The organism is Xanthomarina spongicola (assembly GCF_003148645.1).
GTDB lineage: Bacteria > Bacteroidota > Bacteroidia > Flavobacteriales > Flavobacteriaceae > Xanthomarina > Xanthomarina spongicola.
Map to the genome: position 1 here is coordinate 148043 of NZ_QGGP01000003.1, position 20287 is coordinate 168329.

The window sequence follows — 20287 nt, forward strand, 5'->3', positions numbered from 1 at the left end:
GAAAGTTATAGCTTATTAACAAGATTTAAGCAATATTTTTTTTGTAATATCTATAAAGTTCTTCGGCTGAAGCACCAAACCATTTTTTTACATAAATAGTCCAAAAATGATATTGTAATTTCCAAATGCCATGTTTTTCATAACGTCTTGCTGAAGTTAATAGTTTTTTATTAATGACCTTAAATTGGTTGCGTTTATAAAGCTCGTTAATAAGAATGTTGTCTTCATAAATAGTGTATTTCTCATCATAACCACCAATTTCATGAAACAAATTTTTAGTAATAAACTGACTTTGGTCGCCACCTCTACAGGCTCTCCAGGAAAATTGTGTGAGCCAACTGGCTAATTGTAACCACCAATGTGTATGGTTAAATTGTAATCTAAAACAGCCTGCAAAATGGTTTTTTTCTACTTCATTAATTATGTATTGATCAAAGTTTTTAGGGGGAAAAGAATCTGCATGTAGAAAGTATAAAATATCTCCTTGAGCTGTTTTTGCTCCAAGATTCATTTGTTTCGATCTTCCTTTTTGGGAGTTTAAAAGTTGTATTGGATTCACATTGAGCTCAGTAGAAAGGTTTGTTTTATGTTTCGACTGTGCTCGACCTGACCGGAAAGTTTTAACAAGTTCCTGAGAGCCATCTGTACTACCTCCATCGACTACAATAATTTCTGAAATATTTATAGGATTGGAATTAATAATTAAATGGCCTAGCAAATTTTCAATGTTTTCTGCCTCATTTAAAATTGGAATAATGATAGAGATTCTATTCATTTAAATTCCAGTTATAGTCTTGATAACTAATTTTTGCATTTTCAGAAATAGAAATATTTGAATATTGATTTAAGAAATCAATTAGACTTTCATTTTGTGTAAAATCTTTAGCAAACCATTTGAAAATTTTAGAAAGTTTCAGGTCGTTTTGAGAGAGTCTATTTTTACTTGTATCAAGAAGAAACTCTTCGGTAGCAATAGTTAATTGCAAGTCTAATTTTGAAGAAATATAAGCTTCGTTCAATAATTTAGGACAAGATATGGATGCACAAACAATAGCAAAATGGATGCGAGGTTCATTCATTTTTCTAAGAATGTCGTGCTCAATTTCATTTAAAGTCATAAGGTCTTCGCCAATTGGAATAAATTCTTGATCCCAAGGTTTTTTTATGTTTTTAATACTTTTAACAGGATAATTATTAATAATAAGTTTGATTGTAAAAGCATTGTAAGCATTTATCCAATAAGCTAGAGTCTCGTTTTTAGTCCAAGAATTATCTGGTTGATTTTTTGAGAACTCATCTAAAACAGTTTGCAACAATTGTTTGTCTAATGTAATGGCTTTGTAGTTGATTTCACCATAATTATTTACATGCTTTTGAAGAAAACTATTCCAAGAATTATAATTTACTGTTTGTGCTTTTGCTGATTGTAGAACAGCTAAAAAAGTAATAAAAATAAGAATTAATAAAGGTCTAATTTTCATGTTTAAATTTAATTGGATATAATTCTTGACTAATAAAATCTTTTGGAAATTTTTCATCGCCTTTAAAGCCTAACTCGATGTCTTTTCCATCGTGAGGTATATAGTTGGTTTTAAAAAGATAATCCCAAAGACTTAGAGTAATTCCATAGTTTACACCATATCTTACATGATTTGGAAGCTTTTTGGCATGATGCCAAATGTGCATTTTAGGATTGTTAAAAATGTATTTTAATTTGCTATAATCCCAACCTAAATTAGCATGATTTAAATGACCAATAGTAATATTGAAGAAGTGAATAATAGCAACGTCTTGTGCATCAAATCCACCAATAATAGCTAGTGGAATATATAATATGGTTTTGTAAACTACAGGTTCCATCCAATGATAGCGTAAATGTGCTGCAAACCCCATTTCTTTAACTGAATGATGTACTTTATGGAAATTCCACAAAAACGGGATACGATGTAATAATCTGTGAGTATTCCACTGCACAAAATCTGCCACTATAAAAAAGATGAATAAGCCTAAAACTTTAGGTAGTTTATCTACATCTAATAGTTGAAAACTAGAAATTGAAAGATTAAATGATGCTAAGATGTCATTAAAAAATTCGGCTACAGTATTAGATAAAGCTATAAGAACAATAAGGTTTAATAAAAAGAAATTAAAGAACATGTAAAAGGTATCTAACCAAAAATCTTTTCTAAAAATAGATTGCTCTTTTCTCCAAGGGAAAGCTATTTCTAGAATCCATACTAATAGCGAGATTAAAATAAGCCCATAAAAATAATTATCCCAATGGTTTATGGTAATAATCTCGTTTTTGAGATAATTCCAGTAACCACTGTAGGAGTTTTTTATTATTTCAAGGTATTTTTGCATAAGATTGTTTTAACTAAAGTGTCTTTATCAATTCTTTAAATAAGATAATCATTTCTGGTTCTGCTTTTCCTGCCATAGCAATTATCTCACTAATATTTACAGGTTTTAAGTTGTCTGGGTCGCATTCGTCTGTTAAAACTGAAACAGCAGCAGCTTTTAAATTTAAATGATTAGCTACAATAATTTCAGGAACTGTACTCATTCCAACAGCATCTGCTCCTATAATTTTCAACATTCTGTATTCGGCTCTGGTTTCTAATTGAGGTCCAACAACACTTGCATAAACGCCTTCGTGTAAAGTGATATTATTTGATTTTGCAATTTTTTTGAAAGCTTGGTTTAAAGATTTATTATAAGGTTCACTCATATCTGTAAATCGTTCGCCTAAAAGTTCGACGCCTTTAAAAGCTAATGGAGAGCTGCCTTGAAGGTTTATATGGTCGTCAATTAACATCAATTCTCCTTTTTTGAAATTACTATTGATGGCTCCAGATGCATTTGAAACTAAAAGAGTATTGATGCCTAAATTTTCCATAACTCGAACAGGATATGTTACATCTCGAAGCGAATAACCTTCATAAATATGAAAGCGACCTTGCATAACAACAACCTTTTTACCTTCTAAATCTCCATAGATGAGTTTACCTTTATGAAATTCTACTGTTGCTGTTGGGAAGTTAGGAATGTGATTGTAGCTAACTTCTGCAAGAATGTCTATATCGTCAATTAATCTTTCTAATCCAGTTCCTAGAATAATGCCTATTTCTGGAGCTAAAAATCCTTTTTCATTTAGATATTCGGCTGTTTCTTTTATGTATTTATTCATTTTTTGTAATTAATTCTTTAAGTGTTTTATTGTCTTTTAGATCTTCAAAAGTATCAATATCGTTTAATTCTTCTAAAAGAAAAACGTCAAGATGTTGTAAATCTTTTAATGTGTCTTTTAAAACAGTAGATGTTCCCCAATTTTTATTCTTAAAAATACACGAATGTAATTTGTTCATTCCTATTAAGTAATATCCTCCATCTAGTGCTGGTCCAATAACTATATCATGCTGATCAAGTTTTTTAAAAGCATTAGTAATATGTTCTGGTTTTAGATCAAATAAATCGCTACCAACTATAATTACTTTATAATAATTATTTTCAAAAGCATCTTTAAATGCATTTTGCATTTTAAGACCTAAGTCATTACCTTTTTGTAAATTTTTCTTATAAATTGAATCATCCCAAATATCATTATTTCTGACTTTTACCGAATAATAAATAATTTTATCAGAATCTATTTGTTTGATAACTTTTTCTGTATGACTTAATAAGTAATTATAAATTTTTAATGCCGAATTGTTACCAATTGTTATTGCTAATCTGGTTTTTACTTTTCCTAATTCTGGATTTCGAGTAAAAACCATTATTAAGTTTTTACTCATATATTTTATTTCCTTTAATTAACCATTTGCTCCATTCTGCTGAGAATGCATGTACATTTTCGGTCTTAATAGCAGTTGAGTTATAAACATAAAAGCCTTTATTTACCCACTCAAAAATACCTCCATATAAGTTAAAAACATTGGTGTAGCCTGCTTTTAATAGCTTTTCGGCTATATCTTCTGAACGAATACCTAATGAACAATACACAACGATTGGTTGTTGTTTATCTGTTATTAATTTTGCTGTTTCAGCTAAATCAAATTCGTTATAACCAACATTTATGGCTCTCTTTATATGACTAACCTGAAATTCTTTAGGTTCGCGAGCATCTAAAATTATAGCATGTGTTTTGGGCATAGCTAATTCTTCAACAGACATATATGGAACACTTCTAGTATTGTATTTGTTAAGCAATTCTTCTAAGGATTCTTGCGTAAATCCAGTTTGAATTGCAGAGAAAAAAATTAATAGATATGTAATGGTTTTTTTCATGATTATGAGATTCCTGCCTATGCAGGAATGATATTTCCTTGACAGCTACTTCCTGCTCCTGCAGTGCACCCATAACAGTGTTGAGATGTTATTATAGTTCTCTCTTGGAGTTGTTCTTCGTTGTATTCGCTTATGTGTTTTACTTTACTACTCACTGGCAATTCAAGCATTTGATTGAAGTCGCAATCGTATAAAAATCCATCCCAACTTACCGAAATGGTATTGGTGCACATCACGTTTTTAACGGCTTCAGGATTATAAGCCTCTACTAAAGCGTACATGTAGTCTTCATAATTTTCTGAAGCAATTAAATAGTCTAAGAACCTACTAATAGGTAGATTAGTAATAGCAAATAGATTATGAAACTGGATGCCAAAATCATCATGTAATGCTTTTTTAAAATCTTTTTCCAAAGCCACTTGATTACCTGGTAAAAATGCACCTGAAGGATTATAAACTAAATCTAATTTTAAGCTACTATTTGGCATGCCATAGCCAATAGCGTTTAGCTCTTCGAGTGCTTTAATAGATTTGTCAAAAACACCAGAGCCTCTTTGTTTATCTGTTTTTCCTTTAGTCCAATGTGGCATTGAAGAGATGACATGAATATTATGGTTTTTGAAAAACTCAGGTAAGTCGTAATATTTCTTATTCGCTCTTAATATGGTAAGGTTAGAGCGCACAATAAAATCTTTAATACCAGCTTTAGAAGCTTCATCTACAAACCATCTAAAATTAGGGTTCATTTCTGGTGCTCCACCAGTTAAATCCAAAGTGTGAGCATTGGTTGTTTTAATAACGTCCAGACAATGCAACATAGTTTCTTTTGTCATAATCTCTTTTCGGTCTGGACCTGCATCAACATGACAGTGTTCGCAAACTTGATTGCACATATAACCCAAATTAATTTGAAGAATTTCTAATTTCTTAGGACGTAAAGGGAACTGATTTGTTTCAGCTATTTTAGTATTGAAAGTGGCTAGTTCGCCACCTTTAAAAATACCATTAGATAAAAACTCAACTTGTTTGTTGCTATTTGCAAGCTCGCTTTTGCGTTTATGTAGGGATTTAATCATTATAAGATTTGTGCTTTCTATATTGTTGAATAGGTTTTTCGTTTACGCTCAGGATAGCCACTTGTAAGATTTTACAAAGTAAAATCAACAGTCTGCTTACATTTCTAATTTATTCACTTTATTCATCATTTGAACACCATGCACTAAAGATGCGCCACCTCGAATAGCAGCAGCTACGTGTAAAGCTTCCATCATTTCTTCTTTAGTAATGCCACGTTGCAAGCCGTCTCCTGTATAAGCATCAATGCAATAAGGGCATTGTATAGTATGTGATACAGCCAAGGCAATAAGTGATTTCTCTCTTTCAGAAAGGTTGCCTTCCATAAAAACAGAATTGTAATATTCGAAGAATTTAGAACCTAATTCTTCATTCCATTCAGATATTTTACCGAATTTCTTTAAATCGGCTGGATCGTAATATGTTTTTTGCATGTTTCTATTTATTGTTTATTAGGGATGAATGTACAGAATTAAGTCGAAGCTATTTATTAAAGTTTACATAAAAAGCATGAAACAAATCTATTGAATTTATAAATTACTTTAATTGTAAGGATTGATGTAGAAATTTGACAAATTATTAAAACTAATCATTATGACCAGAAATCTATTATTCGTATTTACTATTATCACTTTAAATTTTACAACAAACCTTAAGGCTCAAGTGCCAATGAATGCTGAAGACATTAGTCCATTGCTTATTGGAGAACAATTTCCTGAAGCAAATCTTTTAAATATTGAAGGAGAAAATGTTTTACTGCAAGATATTCTTAAAGAGAAACCGACTGTTCTTGTTTTTTATCGTGGAGGTTGGTGTCCTTATTGCAATAATCAATTATCGAGTTTAGCTGAAACAGAAAAAGAAATTATTGATTTAGGGTATCAAATAATTGCAATAAGTCCAGATCATTTAGAATCATTAAAGCCAACAGTTGAGGATGATAAGTTAAATTATAAAATATATTCAGATTCAGGTGCAACATTAATACAAGCAATTGGTATTGGATTTGAAACACCAGAAAAGGCAAAAGGTTATATTTTTAAGAAAACTAATAAAGAGGCAACTGATATTTTACCTGTTCCGGCTGTTTTTATTTTAGATGCAAAAGGTAAAATTTTGTTTGAATATATAAACCCAGATTATTCTACTCGTTTAAGTTCAGAATTACTACTTGCCAGTTTGAAGGCTCTGAAGTCAGAATTATAAAGATTATTTAAATTATAGAAACCAAAAAACCCGAGCATTTGTTCGGGTTTTTTGTGGTGGTGCCTCCAGTACCACTTTTTGCTATATATCATGTTATGTCATTTTATGTGTTTTTATGTAGGTCTTCTTTATTTGCAATATATACGGGCTGTTTCATTTAATTTTTATAATATTGTTATAACAATAGTTAAACGTTATGTTGTCACTTTTGTTGTCACTTTTTAAATTCAGATATTCTTAATTAAATATGAACAAAGCAATTCAATCTACCTCAGGGACGGTCAAATATATATTAAGGCATCCTAAAATAAAAGAAGAAACTGCTATAATATTAGACTATAGTTACGGAAGAAATAATCGTATTAGGTTTGCTACTGGGTATAAAGTTCACCCTAAAAATTGGGATGAATCAAACCAAAGAATTAGAGCGCTATCAACTATAAAGAATCGAGAAAAAGTAAACAGTGACTTATTAGATTTTTCTTTTCAATTTACAAAGGCTGTTTCTAATTTAGAGGAGGTAGAGAGACAGAATAAAACCATATTAAAATCTTTATTGTTAAAGATAATACGAAAAGTTGATGAAAAGGAAGAAAAGCCAAATACGACCTTTTTTGAATTTGCAGATGATTATATTGAAAAGAGAGAGAATCAAGCAAAAAATATTCAATCTGTTAAGTTAAGTCCAATTACTGTTCGTTCTTATAAACAAACAGTAAATAGATTGAGAGATTTTAATAAAAAAGTTAAATACAATTTAGATTTTGATAATATCGATTTAAAATTTTATTATTCATTTGTCCAGCATTTAGAGGAAAACAACTACTCTGTAAATACCATTGGGAAACACATAAAAAACTTAACGACATTATTGAATAGAGCCACGGAAGATGGTTTAAATAGCAATTTGAAATATAGACATAGAGAGTTTAAAGCCTTGTCTGAAGATACTGTTTCAATTTACTTAACAGAATCAGATATAGATGCTCTTTATAAGGTTGACTTGTCTAAAACTAAAGATTGGGAATTAGCCAGAGATATTTTTTTGATAGGCTACTATACTGGTCAGAGAGTATCAGACTATAATGGGATAACCAAAAACCAAATTAAAACTTTCAATGGCAAAAGAGTATTTGAGTTTAAACAACAAAAGACCAATAAGGTTGTTTATGTGCCAATTCATCCTCGTGTTGAAGCCATAATGAAGGATAGATACAATGGGCTTCCCCCTCGAATACTAAATGACCCAGATATTAATGAATACATAAAAGAGGCAGGTAGAAAAGCAGAAATAAACGAGCAAATAACAGTAAAGAAAACAAGTGGAGGAAAAAAAATTACAGAAACTGTTTCAAAACACACTCTAATTGTTTCTCATACAGCAAGAAGGTCGTTTTGTACAAATGCCTATTTGTCCAAAATGCCAACTGTAGATATTATGGCTATCAGTGGGCATTCTACAGAACGTGAATTTTATAAATACATAAAAGTAACTCCACAAGAACGTGCTGTCAAAATAGCTGACAGTGCATTTTTTAATAAATAAATTTTAACCCTAAATATAATTATGAATTACAAAGATACATTCGCTGTAGATGAAATACATTATAGTGAAAGAAAAAAGGACAGGAACTATGAAGCTAATAAATTTGAATTAAAGAATTACGATTATTATGAACCTAAATTAGTTGATGACTTTTACCTCAAATATTTTACAAGAGAATTATTGATTGAAATAGATATTCTAGAACTCAAAGATTTTCTCCAATACCAATTTGACTATTGTGACAATCCAGACACTTATTTTTCAATTTTGGAATATAAGATTATACCAAAAATTAGAGAGATAGTAGAGTTTTCCATACCCAGTTTTGAAGGTGGGGGTTACCACGATGAAATTAAATTAGAAGATGGATTTGTAGAAAGTGAAGGTGTGATTCATAATTCAACATATGATTATGGCACTATAAATCATTATATAGCATTCGGGAGTCTTCAAAATGATATAAGTAAAAGAGCTGAAATTATTACATCATTCCTTACAGAATATATAGATAAAAGGGAAGTAAAACCATTAAAGTGGATTGCTGGACCTGCTAATTTAGGAATAATTATTAGAGAATTAATTGATAAGGGATATATTGAGGCTGAAAAATATCGTGGAGAGATTAATTGCTCAAGTCTTTCAAGGGATTTATTAAAGGCATTTTCAGTAGAAGATTGCAATTCATCAAAATCTATAGAGATTTATTTGAATAGTGGAAGTAAAAAACATGCTCAAGCAAGAAAGTCATTTGACAGTGCTGGATTTAGTATACCATTTACTGAATATACATAATTTTAGCAAGGAGTATATATACCGGCGTATACTCCTAAATATCTGAAAAACAAGGGTATAGTGGTAATTTTGTAGGTATAAACCAAATTTATACCAAATGAACACAAAACCATTACATTTCTATCAGACAACTCCTGAAGAGCTTACTGAAAATATCTTAAAAGGTGTTGACAATAAGTTTCAGGAGTTTTTTGATAAGTATCATCCTTCAAAAAATGAAGAAGAACTGCTTACTTTAGAAGAAGCCTTAATTATTTTAAAATGCTCCAATCAAACTCTTTGGAATTGGAGAAAAGAGGGCATCCTGCCCAGTTATCGTTTAGGTAATAGAGTTTACTTAAAGAAAAGTGATATTTATTCAAACCTTATAAAACAAGATTTTAATGGTTAGACAAGGATTTATAATGCTTTACCGTGAGTTAGTTGATTGGGAATGGTATACAGATTTAAATGCCTGTAAATTGTTTTTTCACTGCTTACTTAAGGTAAACGATAGGGCAAAGCGATCGTGAGGAATCTTCATAAACAAAATTTAAGAAAGTAGTAAAAGGTTAAATTAAACCTTATTTAACGTATTAATAACCAAATCGACCACAAAATCATGAAAAGAATCAAAAATTGTAAGCATTGTTATGAGTCATTCGAGTCAAGAAGAAGTAATCATGTGTACTGCACAACGAGTTGTAAAACAAAAGCAAGTTATAAAAGAAATGAATACAAATACATTTCTGGACATTATAAAAAAGAGCAAGACAAAAACGACGAGCAAGATAAATTAATGGCTCCAGTTTTACTAAATAACCAAATCCAAGAATTAGAAACTAAAATAAATTCTTTGGTAGATTACCAAAATGAAACTAAAGGTATAAATGCATCTGATATTGGTAGTGCAGCAATCGGTTCTGCAACTGCGGATGCTGCAATTTATACTACACAGAAAATATTTTTTCCTAAAACTTTGCCTGCTACCAAAGGTGATGTTGAAGAATTAAAAAAGGAGATTAATAGCCTTAAATTCATTTTAAGGATGAAGAGCAGGTAGTATTTATAAAAGGGTAAATAATTCTGAAAATTATGGAATCCCATAACCCATTGTTCTGTAAATGTTATATTTTTAATGTTTTGATAATAACTCAAATAAAAATACTTATACAACATTTAGAAGAAAAGCTAGTAATCTTTTAAGCTTCTGTTTACACATGTGAAATTTTTTATCTTTTTGCTAAAGATGAAAGATTTAGTTTGTTTTTAAAATTATTAAATGTAAAAGTTTATAAAATGGCAAATAGTACACACGCACATTTAAGATATAATATTCTAGACTATTGCTTTCGTAACAAATCATATAGTTTTGATGAATTGTTAGAATATGTAAATAATAGAATTTCTGAATCTTACACTGGAGAAAGTATTTCAAAGAGAACCTTGCGAGAAGACCTCAAAGTATTTAGAAACAAAGTGAATGGTTTTGCAGCACCATTACCCGATAATATTAGAATTTTAAAATACTCAGATCCTAACTTTTCAATAGCTAAACGACCACTTTTAGAGCAAGAACTAAACTTAATCTACGCGGCACAACAACTATTAGAACGATTTGAGAATCATCCAAAATATAACAAACTAGCAGAAGCATTAATAAAATTTCAAGATGAAGAAGAACAAGAAACTGATGCGTCAAAAATCTTGTTTTACGACCAAAACGAAGAATATAAAGGGATTAAATATTTAAAGCCATTATACCTTGCAATTAAGAAAAAACAGGTCCTACAAATTACTTATAAGAGTTTTTACGATAGTGCCCCAAAAGTATACCACTTTCACCCACATTTATTAAAACAATATAATAGAAGATGGTTTGTTTTTGGGCTTAATAATACCGAAGGTATATCTCAATGGAGTATTCCTCTTGATGAAAGATTAATCGATTTCAATATTCTGGAGGATGCAGAGTTTATCGAGTCCGAAACGGATTGGGACGATTTTTTTAGGTCAATGGTAGGTGTGGTACGTCCAAAAAATGCTGAAATCGAACGTGTTGTAATTCAGTTTTTTAATGGAAGAAAAAAATTCTTTACCACGAAACCTTTTCATCCCGATTATGAAGAGTTTTTTGAAGAAGAAAAGCAAGACCAAGTATGGTTTAACACAATAATTAATAAAGAGTTAGTACAACAGTTGTTGTCTTATGGAAAAGATGTTCAAGTGTTAGAGCCTGAAGTGCTAAAAGTGCATTTAAGAGAACATTCTTTGGTAATGTATCAGAATTACAATAAATAACTATGCAGTTTTATAGCATAGTTAGTTTTTATGTTTGTCATTATAATATCAAAACTATTAACTAGAACATCTACTATTATTACTGTTTTAAGTGAGGATGTAATTGTCGAGAGAGAAGATTTCGTGAATTAAAAAATATAATCTGTTAAATACTTAATATGTCTTACTTCCAAAAACTACTTGTTACAAACCATTTATCATCACATGATGGTCGTCCTTTATGGAGGTATTTTTTAACCGAACCAGATTTTCAAGAGTTGCGTAAAACCTTAAGTTATGCAAAACCATATTATATAGATGCTAGAGATGCTGCTTTGTATTATGCAGAATGGTGGAAACGTAATTATAATGGAGGAAGTCCAAATAAAGAAAGTGTTTTCGAATCTATTGGGGGCAATATAAGATACAACTATAATTATAATGAGTTTTATCAAATAGCAAAGAAAGGCGGTCAAATGCTAGGTCTTAAATGGATTGTTAAACAAAATACGTTGCGATTTAAGACATTGCTTCTTCAAGGAGGCTTGCCTTTAACTCATATTAGTGCAAATCAAGGAGGGTATTTAAATTTTCTGTTAGCCGTGTTAGAAGAGCAACCAGAAACTATTGAGGACTTTATTTTTCAGCCACATATCATAAACCACTTACCTGTAACTAGTAGAAATGATACCATTTATGAGAATTGTTTTGAAATAGTTCGCTCTATTCTTAATAAAGAAAGTGTTTATGATGATTTGTTAAATTCAGATGATACTTTAAAGAGTATTTCTAGTCAATTAAAGATTCGTGCAAATCAATTAGAAAGAAAAACAAGACTAACCAAGCCAAAAAACTATTGGTTAATGAGTAAAATAGATGAAAAAGTACATATTCATCTTACTCTCGGTTTAGCATCAGTTTATACCAAAGAGGGGCTAGCTAATATTCTGGGCATCGAAATTGACGAAAGTGAATATCAATTTTATCTTAATGACAAGCTAATCTGTGTATTTAAAAGATTGCATTCTGGTAGCTATAAAACGGATTGGTTTAACCAAGAAAATCATAATTGGGATGGAGATGATAGTCTGCCAAATACCTATGTTATTGCGGATGGTAAACAAACAACTATTCATGATTTTATTCAAATCAATCCATCACTTGACAACCCGACCCTTTGGTCTAAATATTCTGAAAGTGAATGGCGACTAATAAAAGGAAATGGTAGTACAGATAAATCCGCAGTTATTTTGATGCCTATAAGCTGGGAATCAGAATCTGGTTCACAAATAGTTGAAGTTCTTGGAGATAAAATGCTTTGGGTCGAATTTGAAGGCGAAGTACAAATTAAAAAAAATGGCAAACAAAGAAAATACTTAAGTGATGTTGAGTCATTCGATTGGGCAATTGAGAATAGAAAGCCTCAATGGATGCAAACATCCAATATGCCAGTGGTTAGGGATAAATTTAATATTTTTGTTTATGATGCGAGTAATAAAATCATTCCACCATCCAAATATCAAGTTTGGATAAAATCGAATAGAACTGGTTTGGTCTGGCAAGAATTATCTGAAGTTAAAATCTTACCATTGGGTTGTATTGATATTAAAATTGAGGCCAATGGATTAAAGGTGTATGATTTGATTTATAATATAGGTAAATTATCTATAGAACATACTGAAACAACAATTGATAAAGCATTAATAACTGTCAATGGTTTGTCAGGAATGGCCATTAATTTAGTTGAAACCAATCTAATTAATGTTAGAAACCAAAATAACCAATTTACTTTAAAGCTAAATACAGAGTACTTTAAAATACCTCCTATGGTTAAAGGTTCATTAGGTATAGGAACTCAAAGGAAGCTCCATTTCCAAATGGAGTCACCTTTCCAAGGCATGACATTAGTAGATAAAGATGGTAATATTATAAATGAAAATGAAAGACTCTCTTTAAGAAATTTATTTGGTTTACGAATATTAACAACACCTGGAAGAGAATCTATCTTATCCTTAAAAAATAAAGTCAATTCAGAAGTTAAAATCTCGAAATCTATCATACCAGCTTATCAACCTCTAATAGCGTATCGGGATGAAATGGTCAGATTGTTTTATTTGGCAGATGCTATGGATCATAGAAACAGGATATGTTTAGAATTAAGAGAAGGTAACCTAATAAAAAATTATGAGTTATCTGGATTTTCACACACCTTAGAAATTAATCCTAGAGAAGGAGTCGTAGAACTATTAAATTCAAACGATACATTAGAATTATTTGCAATCCCGATGAATGATAGGCTCAAGGAAGTATCGGCAATTCCATTAATTAAAGAAGCTGCTTATTATAAAGTGCCTACCCATGAGTACGTTAAACAGTGGATCATCATATCATCTAAAGAAGATGGCAACCAATTAATGCCTAGATTTATAAATATGGATCCAATTGATGAAGGGTTAAAACCAGATGAAAGGATTAAAACATACGGAAAACAACTCCTGGAGAGTTCATTTGATGCCGATATCTGGAAGCAACTTTTAGACTTATTCACCATTTGCTCTAAAAATGGATATGATATTCCCTTTTCTACCTTCGATCAATTTAGAGCCCTTACTTCAAGTTCAAAGGTTGCCGCTAAAGCATTTTTATTTATTAGCGTTAACCAAGGGGATCAAGAAACATTATTGCAAAAAGATATTCCTGAAATGGAAAAAGATTTAGGTATTTGTTTCCACTGGATTGCAAAAGATGACTGGGATAGCTCTTTAAATGAAATATTTGATTTTTATAAAGTAGAGCCTATAAATTACCAACATTTTATAGCATTGATTTCTGGATATATGAAGGAAAATGGTTTTGATAAAATATTTCGCTCTATGATGGGTAGCTCAGTTAAGTTCCCGGCAATATCCCATATGCGAATTAATGATCTTAGAGCGAAATTAGGAGAAAGAGTCCTTAAAGAACTGCCAGGGCTGAGACCTCCAACAACTAGCAATTATAGTATTCCAGTAGACCAACATAAACAAGTACGATTATTAGTTAAATCACCAATTGCAGTAGCAGAATCTATTAAGAATTCATCTGCTGAACATCCAATATGGGGAGACTTTCCTTATGGAAATTTAATCAGACGAAATATACAATACAGTCAATTTATAAGTCCTAATTTTTATAATGAGACTATTTTACACGTTTTAAATACCAACTAAATTCATGAATTTCAAAGAATTTTATTCCAAAACAGAGAACAGACTAACTGACTCTATTTTATCACTTTGGGCAACAGGCGATAAAGAAATGCAAGATTATTTTAAATTCTTGTTGGCCGAAGAACCTATTATGGCTGAAGCTGTTTTTCAAAATACATTTCCTTGGGAACAAGGTCAAGTCACTTTTGGTGAAACAACAAGCGTTTTTAAACAACATTTTATTAACGCCTTAGATAAGATTAAGGATCCAGAATTTCAATTTCCTAAAGACAGAAAACCTTATAAGCACCAGCTAAAAAGTTGGGATATGCTCCTTAATAAAAACAAATCAATCGCTGTAACAACTGGAACAGGCTCGGGGAAGACGGAGTGCTTTATGTTACCTGTTTTACATGATATTTATGAGAATTGTAGAAATCAAGAAGGTGTAAATGCTATTTTCTTATATCCTCTTAATGCTCTTATTGCAAGTCAGAGAAAACGAATGCATGCCTGGTGCTCTGCTCTTGGAGGAATTAATTATGCTTTATTAACAGGAGATACCCCTAATACGGCTGATAACTCTGCACGAAATAAGGCGCTTCCGCAATTAATTTCAAGAAAGCAAATTAGAGAAACACCTCCTCAAATTTTGTTTGCTAATCCTACAATGCTGGAATACATGTTAGTAAGAAACGCTGATGTTCCCATATTAGAAAATTCTCAAGGAAAATTACGTTGGATTCTCCTAGACGAAGCACACACCCTAACAGGATCAAAAGCGGCAGAAATGGCACTTCTAATTCGAAGAGTTGCTGATGCCTTTGGGGTAGATATTAATAATTTAAGATTTGCTATTACCTCTGCAACTGTTGGTAGTGGAGATGGAGGCAAATTAAAAAAGTTTATGTCTGAAATGTGTGGGATTTCTGAAGATCAAATTGAATTAATCTCGGGTAACCGAGTTAATAACCAAATTGACGATACCGATATTCCAAAATTATCAAATACGTTATCTAAAAATAATATCAAAATAATCCGTGAGAAATTTTTAAAAAACAATGCTATTAGTCAAAGTCAAATAGGTGAATATCTTAACCTTCCAAATAAGTTAGATCAATTAGAGGCTATGGACATCCTGGCTGATACAAAAGTAAATGAAGAAAACCTTCTGCCTGTTCGTGGTCATTTCTTTATTCGAGGAGTCGGTGGTGTTTATGTGTGCACAAATACAGAATGTAATGAACATAAAAATCAAAAACCAGAAATAGCTTTAGGTACTATGTACACTATTGCGGGTAAAGAGTGTAAATGTGGATACCCCTTATTAGAATTGGTAGCATGCAATTCCTGCGGAAATATGATGTTAGAAGGTGAAAAAATTAATACCACCTTTGAAAATAAACCTCATAGTCTTATCAGACAAAAAGCAGGTGTTGGTCATGAAGCATTTCTAATGGATAATGAAGATGAAGATTCGGAAGACCAAGAAGACCCGACAGCAATAGATAGCTCTGTATTTTTGGTAAGAAATACGGCAAATAAAAAATATCATAATCAAGATTTATCCCCTATTGAAATAGATTCTAATGGATTTAAAAAGGCTGGAGAAAAATGGTTAATGACAGACAATGAGAGATGTCCACATTGTAATTCTCACAATACAAAACCAATGCATTTCCGTATATCTTCAGCATTCACCAATAGAATTTTATCTGATATTATTTTAGATCAAACTCAAGTTGCTAAAGATAAAACTACATTAACCTTACACGAAGGAAGAAAATATATTTCTTTTACCGATAGTCGTCAAGGCACAGCTAAAATATCAGCATTAATAAATATAGATAGTGAAAGTGATTGGATACGATATCAGGTATATCATTTTTTGCTAGGAAGGATGAATGAAAATAGAATAAATGCTAATAACGAGGAACTTCTTGAAGCCAGAGCAACTCTAATTACACAATTAGAGACTTCTATGCCATTTATGAGAGGTGTATATGAAGAGCAAATTAAAAATATAAATAATCAACTTAATAAAGGTGGCCAAGATGCTAATGCTACTAGTCGTTCTTCATGGACAGATTTGATAGAACGGATTGTTATTAAACAAGATTTTAAAACCTTATTCTCTAAAGCAGCTAAAGGTGAAAACTTTGTCATAGATAATCGCACCTATGCGACCTCTCTATTATTCGATCAATTTGCACGCAGAATCCCAAGAACACGTTCTTTAGAAAATTTGGGCTTGGTAAACTTAGTATATCCAGCCTTGGATAATGTAACATTACCAGAACAAGCAGAAAGATTGGGTATTGTTTTACAAGAATGGAAAGACTTATTAAAGATAGCTACAGATTATATTATTCGCTCTTCGTTTCATTATATTTATGAACCCACATTACATACGTTTTCAACATCATTTCATCGTTCAGATTTAATCTTCCCTCCTAATTCAGATGAACCAAATGCCAAAACATGGCCACAATATAATCGTAAAAGTTTTACCCAATCTCGCTTGGTTTTATTATTGTGTGCTGGATTGGGATGGAATTCACAAGAAGAAATCACAAGAGATAGAGAAGATGAATTAAATGAGTTGCTTAATAAAATATGGGCAGTACTTAGATCGAAACTTTTAACGGAAGATAATAGAGGATATAAAATAAACCTTGTAGATAAATCTAAATTTGAAATTGCAGGTGTTGAATACTTGTGCCCAGTAAAGAAAAGATTGTTAGATAAAGTGTTTAGAGGTTATTCTCCTTGGATAAAAGGTGTTTTATCACCAGAAAACATAAGTCATTATCATATAGATACAACCTCTAATAATCAATTTCCTGTGTTTCCTTATCCACATCATTTAAACGAAGATAACGTATCGATTGAAAAAGAATTAGTAGATAATTGGCTCGAAACTAACAGTGTCGAAGCACGTGGCAAAGGATTGTGGAATGATTTACATGAGCGGATTTTTAATTACAATCCATTATATTTAGCAGGAGAACATTCAGCACAACAGGGAACAGATCGTCTCAAACAGTTGGAAGATCAATTTGAAAAAGGGGAAATTAACGTCTTAAGTTGTTCTACAACCATGGAAATGGGTGTTGATATCGGAGGTATATCAGCTGTGGTCATGAGTAATGTACCTCCTATGCCAGCCAATTACTTACAAAGAACTGGTAGAGCAGGTCGTCGCTCAGAAAATAAATCCTTGGCATTAACATTTTGTGCACCTAACCCTATTGGCTTACGCACCATGAATAACCCCAAATGGGCATTAGATCATGAGATAGCGGCCCCAAATTTAAAGTTTGACAGTAAAACCATTGTCGAAAGACATATTAATTCTTTATTGTTTGGTATTTTTATTCGTCATGCAGACAATGAAAATCGCGGACTTAATGTAAAGGATAATTTAGAGAATTTCTTTTTTACAGGAACACCTACTACTGGTGAAACATTTCTTAATTGGTTAGAAAATATAATAGTAATAAGTGATTATAAAGAATCATTTAATAGAATTGTCAAAGACACACCATTACAAGGCGTAAGTGCTGAACAGTTAAATCATTTAGTTTCTGATAACTTCAGAAAATTAGCTTCAGATGTACAAAGTCAGTTAGAGGCTTATGATCTTAAGTTAGAACAGTTAGAAGCTGAGTTTGGAAATAACAGCCCCGCTTATAAAGCAGTATCCTATCGTAAAAGACAATTTGAACGTAAATTTATTTTATCCTATTTATCTGAGAAAGGCTTTTTGCCAAATGCTGGTTTGCCTACAGGGATAGTAGAATTTGAAAAAGCCACCATAAAAGATATTGGTAGAAATTATACAGTTGATAACCCAAGTTATTCTAGTGAGCGGGCATTAACAGAATTTGCACCAGGGAACAACATACTTATTGATGGCCTTAATTATAGATCAGCAGGTATAATCCTGAAGAACTCACGTGGTGATTCTGCTTCAAGAACCTTAATTCAAGCTTGTAGCCATTGTGGATATCAAAGACGAACAGAATCATATAATGAAGCCGAAACTTGTCCAGAGTGTGAAGCGCAACATAGTTTTATGGGTGTAGATTTAGGAGGACAAAGAAGTCGATTTACTGAGCTTGTGGAGCCGGTAGGTTTTGCTGTCGACTTGTTTCAAACACCTTCAAGAAAAATTTCAGAAAGATCTAAAGTACAATATCTAGAACCCCTATTATTAAACATTAAGCCTTGGGAAAATGACCAAAGTACTTATTTAGATTTTAGAATGAGTAACGACCAGGAAAACTCCGAAATCCTCTTCTATAATACTGGTTCAGGTGAAGGTTATAGCTTATGCTTAGACTGTGGACGTGTAGAATCTTCACATAATGAACTTCTGGGACATAAACGTTTAAGGGGTGGCAGGAATGAAAATGATGAAAATAGCTGTACTGCAACAAGTATTCGAGAAAAAATTATTCTTGGTAGTCGTTTAAAAACTGACTTTACTGAAATTCGTTTAAAAAACAGCAATGGTACTTTTGTTAATGATGAAAAACTTATGTACTCATTAGGTGTCATATTTACCAAAACTCTCGCAAATTATTTAGCCATTAATGAAAACGAATTAGGTTTTGGGGTAAAGCGTTATAATAACTATCGAACCATCTTTATTTACGATTCTGCAAAAGGTGGTGCAGGTTATGCATCACAATTCGCAATGTACACCGAAGAAATCTTAAGAGAAGCTTACAATGTTTTGAAAAATTGCGATTGCCAGTCGGCTTGCACCAAATGTTTAGTGGATAGATCAACCCAATGGCATTTAGATAAATTAGATAGAAAAATAGCCTATACATGGATAGAATTAGCACTACAAAGTACGGTTCCAGTCGACTTAAAAGAGATAAATCCCGAAGCAAGTAGTATTTTTGGAAATCTAGCTAGTGAGATTTCCCGTATGGATTATCATTTTGGAATAAAAGCAATAAACATCCACATCAATGATCGTTTGTCAGACTGGGAGTTGGAAGACTTAAAATGGTTAGAAAATATTAAAAGAAATTGCTCCAATGTAAACTTAGTGTCAGAAGGAGATATCCAATATTCTAATACTCAAGACAAATTATCAATTTACATGTTGTTCCATAAATATGGGTTAAAACAAAACAACACTGCTACAAAAGCACTCTATCCGGTACACTTGTCCATTCAATTAAATAATAATAAAGTGGTAAGTTATGTTTCCAAAGCCAATTATTCAAATTTAGATAAGTTTTGGGCCTTAAACTTAAATGATACTTTTTATAAAGTGGAACAAAACATATGGGAGACTTATTCAGACGTAAAACTTCCAGATTTAACCAATTTAAAACTGTTTCAATCAAGATATAATAAAATCCCGTTTCGGAGTCTTAGCAATTCACTGGCTAAAATAATGATAGGAGATCTTAGTAATGCCTCAGAGTTTCTTTCTAAAATAAAAAATCAAGAGTTTTCTGTGTCTTATTATGATAAGTATAACCAATCTGAATTTTCGCTAAGATTATTACTTCAGTTTATCGAAGAGTTTCAAAAAGAATCACATATCTCTATAAAAAACTTCAAAGTTTATTTAGAACAAGGAGCCTTTGAAAGGAATAGACATCCTAGATATATTATCGATAATTATGCCGATGTAGAAGATTATAAATATGATTTAAATGAGCTTTCAAATGAAGCTTCATTTAATGTTTTAGTAGAAGAAAAAAAGGGTTTACCTCATTACAGGTACTTTATTTTTAAATCAAATAATATGTCTTTTGAATGTAGAATAGATGGAGGTATCGCTCATGGCTTCAAACCAATGAAGTATTTAGCTTCTGATGAAATGACTTATGATAACACACCTTTTGAAATTAGGAAAGATGTAGATCATGACATTATTTACAATTTGAGCTTTGTGGGTGAGTAA

At 31.5% G+C, this 20287-nt stretch carries 16 protein-coding genes; 8 read left to right on the forward strand and 8 right to left on the reverse strand.

Features of this window, described 5'->3' with window-relative positions; genetic code table 11:
- Positions 1–25: 25 nt before the first annotated feature.
- From LX78_RS07630 to LX78_RS07665, 8 genes are all read right to left on the reverse strand, one after another.
- Entirely contained in the window at positions 26–775 is a 750-nt protein-coding gene (locus tag LX78_RS07630; RefSeq protein WP_109682073.1) for a TIGR04283 family arsenosugar biosynthesis glycosyltransferase, read from the reverse strand.
- Entirely contained in the window at positions 768–1481 is a 714-nt protein-coding gene (locus LX78_RS07635; RefSeq protein WP_170109820.1) for a DUF547 domain-containing protein, read from the reverse strand. The genes LX78_RS07630 and LX78_RS07635 overlap by 8 nt, the downstream gene beginning before the upstream one ends.
- Positions 1471–2364, reverse strand: a complete 894-nt coding sequence (locus LX78_RS07640; RefSeq protein ID WP_109682074.1) for a sterol desaturase family protein — start codon at positions 2362–2364, stop codon at positions 1471–1473. Before LX78_RS07640 ends, LX78_RS07635 begins: the two co-directional genes overlap by 11 nt.
- Before the next feature lie 13 nt (positions 2365–2377).
- Complete coding sequence (locus LX78_RS07645) at positions 2378–3190, reverse strand: purine-nucleoside phosphorylase (protein ID WP_109682075.1); 813 nt, start codon at positions 3188–3190, stop codon at positions 2378–2380.
- Positions 3183–3794 carry a TIGR04282 family arsenosugar biosynthesis glycosyltransferase gene (locus LX78_RS07650; RefSeq protein ID WP_109682076.1) on the reverse strand — a complete coding sequence of 204 codons (612 nt, stop codon included), beginning with the start codon at positions 3792–3794 and terminating at the stop codon, positions 3183–3185. The genes LX78_RS07645 and LX78_RS07650 overlap by 8 nt, the downstream gene beginning before the upstream one ends.
- Positions 3787–4287 (reverse strand): rhodanese-like domain-containing protein, encoded by a 501-nt coding sequence (locus tag LX78_RS07655; RefSeq protein ID WP_109682077.1) that lies wholly within the window; start codon positions 4285–4287, stop codon positions 3787–3789. Before LX78_RS07655 ends, LX78_RS07650 begins: the two co-directional genes overlap by 8 nt.
- A gap of 17 nt (positions 4288–4304) precedes the next feature.
- Positions 4305–5366 (reverse strand): arsenosugar biosynthesis radical SAM (seleno)protein ArsS, encoded by a 1062-nt coding sequence (arsS, locus tag LX78_RS07660; RefSeq protein ID WP_109682078.1) that lies wholly within the window; start codon positions 5364–5366, stop codon positions 4305–4307.
- 93 nt (positions 5367–5459) lie between these two features.
- Positions 5460–5795 carry an arsenosugar biosynthesis-associated peroxidase-like protein gene (locus tag LX78_RS07665; RefSeq protein ID WP_109682079.1) on the reverse strand — a complete coding sequence of 112 codons (336 nt, stop codon included), beginning with the start codon at positions 5793–5795 and terminating at the stop codon, positions 5460–5462.
- A gap of 160 nt (positions 5796–5955) precedes the next feature.
- Between LX78_RS07665 and LX78_RS07670 the strand changes: the two genes are divergently transcribed.
- The 8 genes from LX78_RS07670 to LX78_RS07705 all read left to right on the forward strand — a co-directional run bounded on the left by LX78_RS07670 (position 5956) and on the right by LX78_RS07705 (position 20287).
- Positions 5956–6567, forward strand: coding sequence for a peroxiredoxin-like family protein (locus LX78_RS07670; protein WP_109682080.1), 612 nt, complete (start codon positions 5956–5958; stop codon positions 6565–6567).
- 247 nt (positions 6568–6814) lie between these two features.
- A complete protein-coding gene (locus LX78_RS07675; RefSeq protein ID WP_109682081.1) occupies positions 6815–8113 on the forward strand; it encodes a site-specific integrase in 1299 nt (432 codons plus the stop codon).
- Positions 8114–8134: 21 nt separating this feature from the next.
- Positions 8135–8905, forward strand: coding sequence for a hypothetical protein (locus LX78_RS07680; protein WP_109682082.1), 771 nt, complete (start codon positions 8135–8137; stop codon positions 8903–8905).
- A gap of 97 nt (positions 8906–9002) precedes the next feature.
- Positions 9003–9296 (forward strand): helix-turn-helix domain-containing protein, encoded by a 294-nt coding sequence (locus LX78_RS07685; protein ID WP_109682083.1) that lies wholly within the window; start codon positions 9003–9005, stop codon positions 9294–9296.
- 210 nt (positions 9297–9506) lie between these two features.
- A complete protein-coding gene (locus LX78_RS07690; RefSeq protein ID WP_109682084.1) occupies positions 9507–9947 on the forward strand; it encodes a hypothetical protein in 441 nt (146 codons plus the stop codon).
- A 236-nt stretch (positions 9948–10183) separates the two neighbouring features.
- Positions 10184–11185, forward strand: a complete 1002-nt coding sequence (locus tag LX78_RS07695) for a helix-turn-helix transcriptional regulator (protein WP_109682292.1) — start codon at positions 10184–10186, stop codon at positions 11183–11185.
- A gap of 158 nt (positions 11186–11343) precedes the next feature.
- A complete protein-coding gene (locus tag LX78_RS07700) occupies positions 11344–14373 on the forward strand; it encodes a hypothetical protein (protein WP_109682085.1) in 3030 nt (1009 codons plus the stop codon).
- Between the two features lie 4 nt (positions 14374–14377).
- Entirely contained in the window at positions 14378–20287 is a 5910-nt protein-coding gene (locus tag LX78_RS07705; protein ID WP_109682086.1) for a DEAD/DEAH box helicase, read from the forward strand.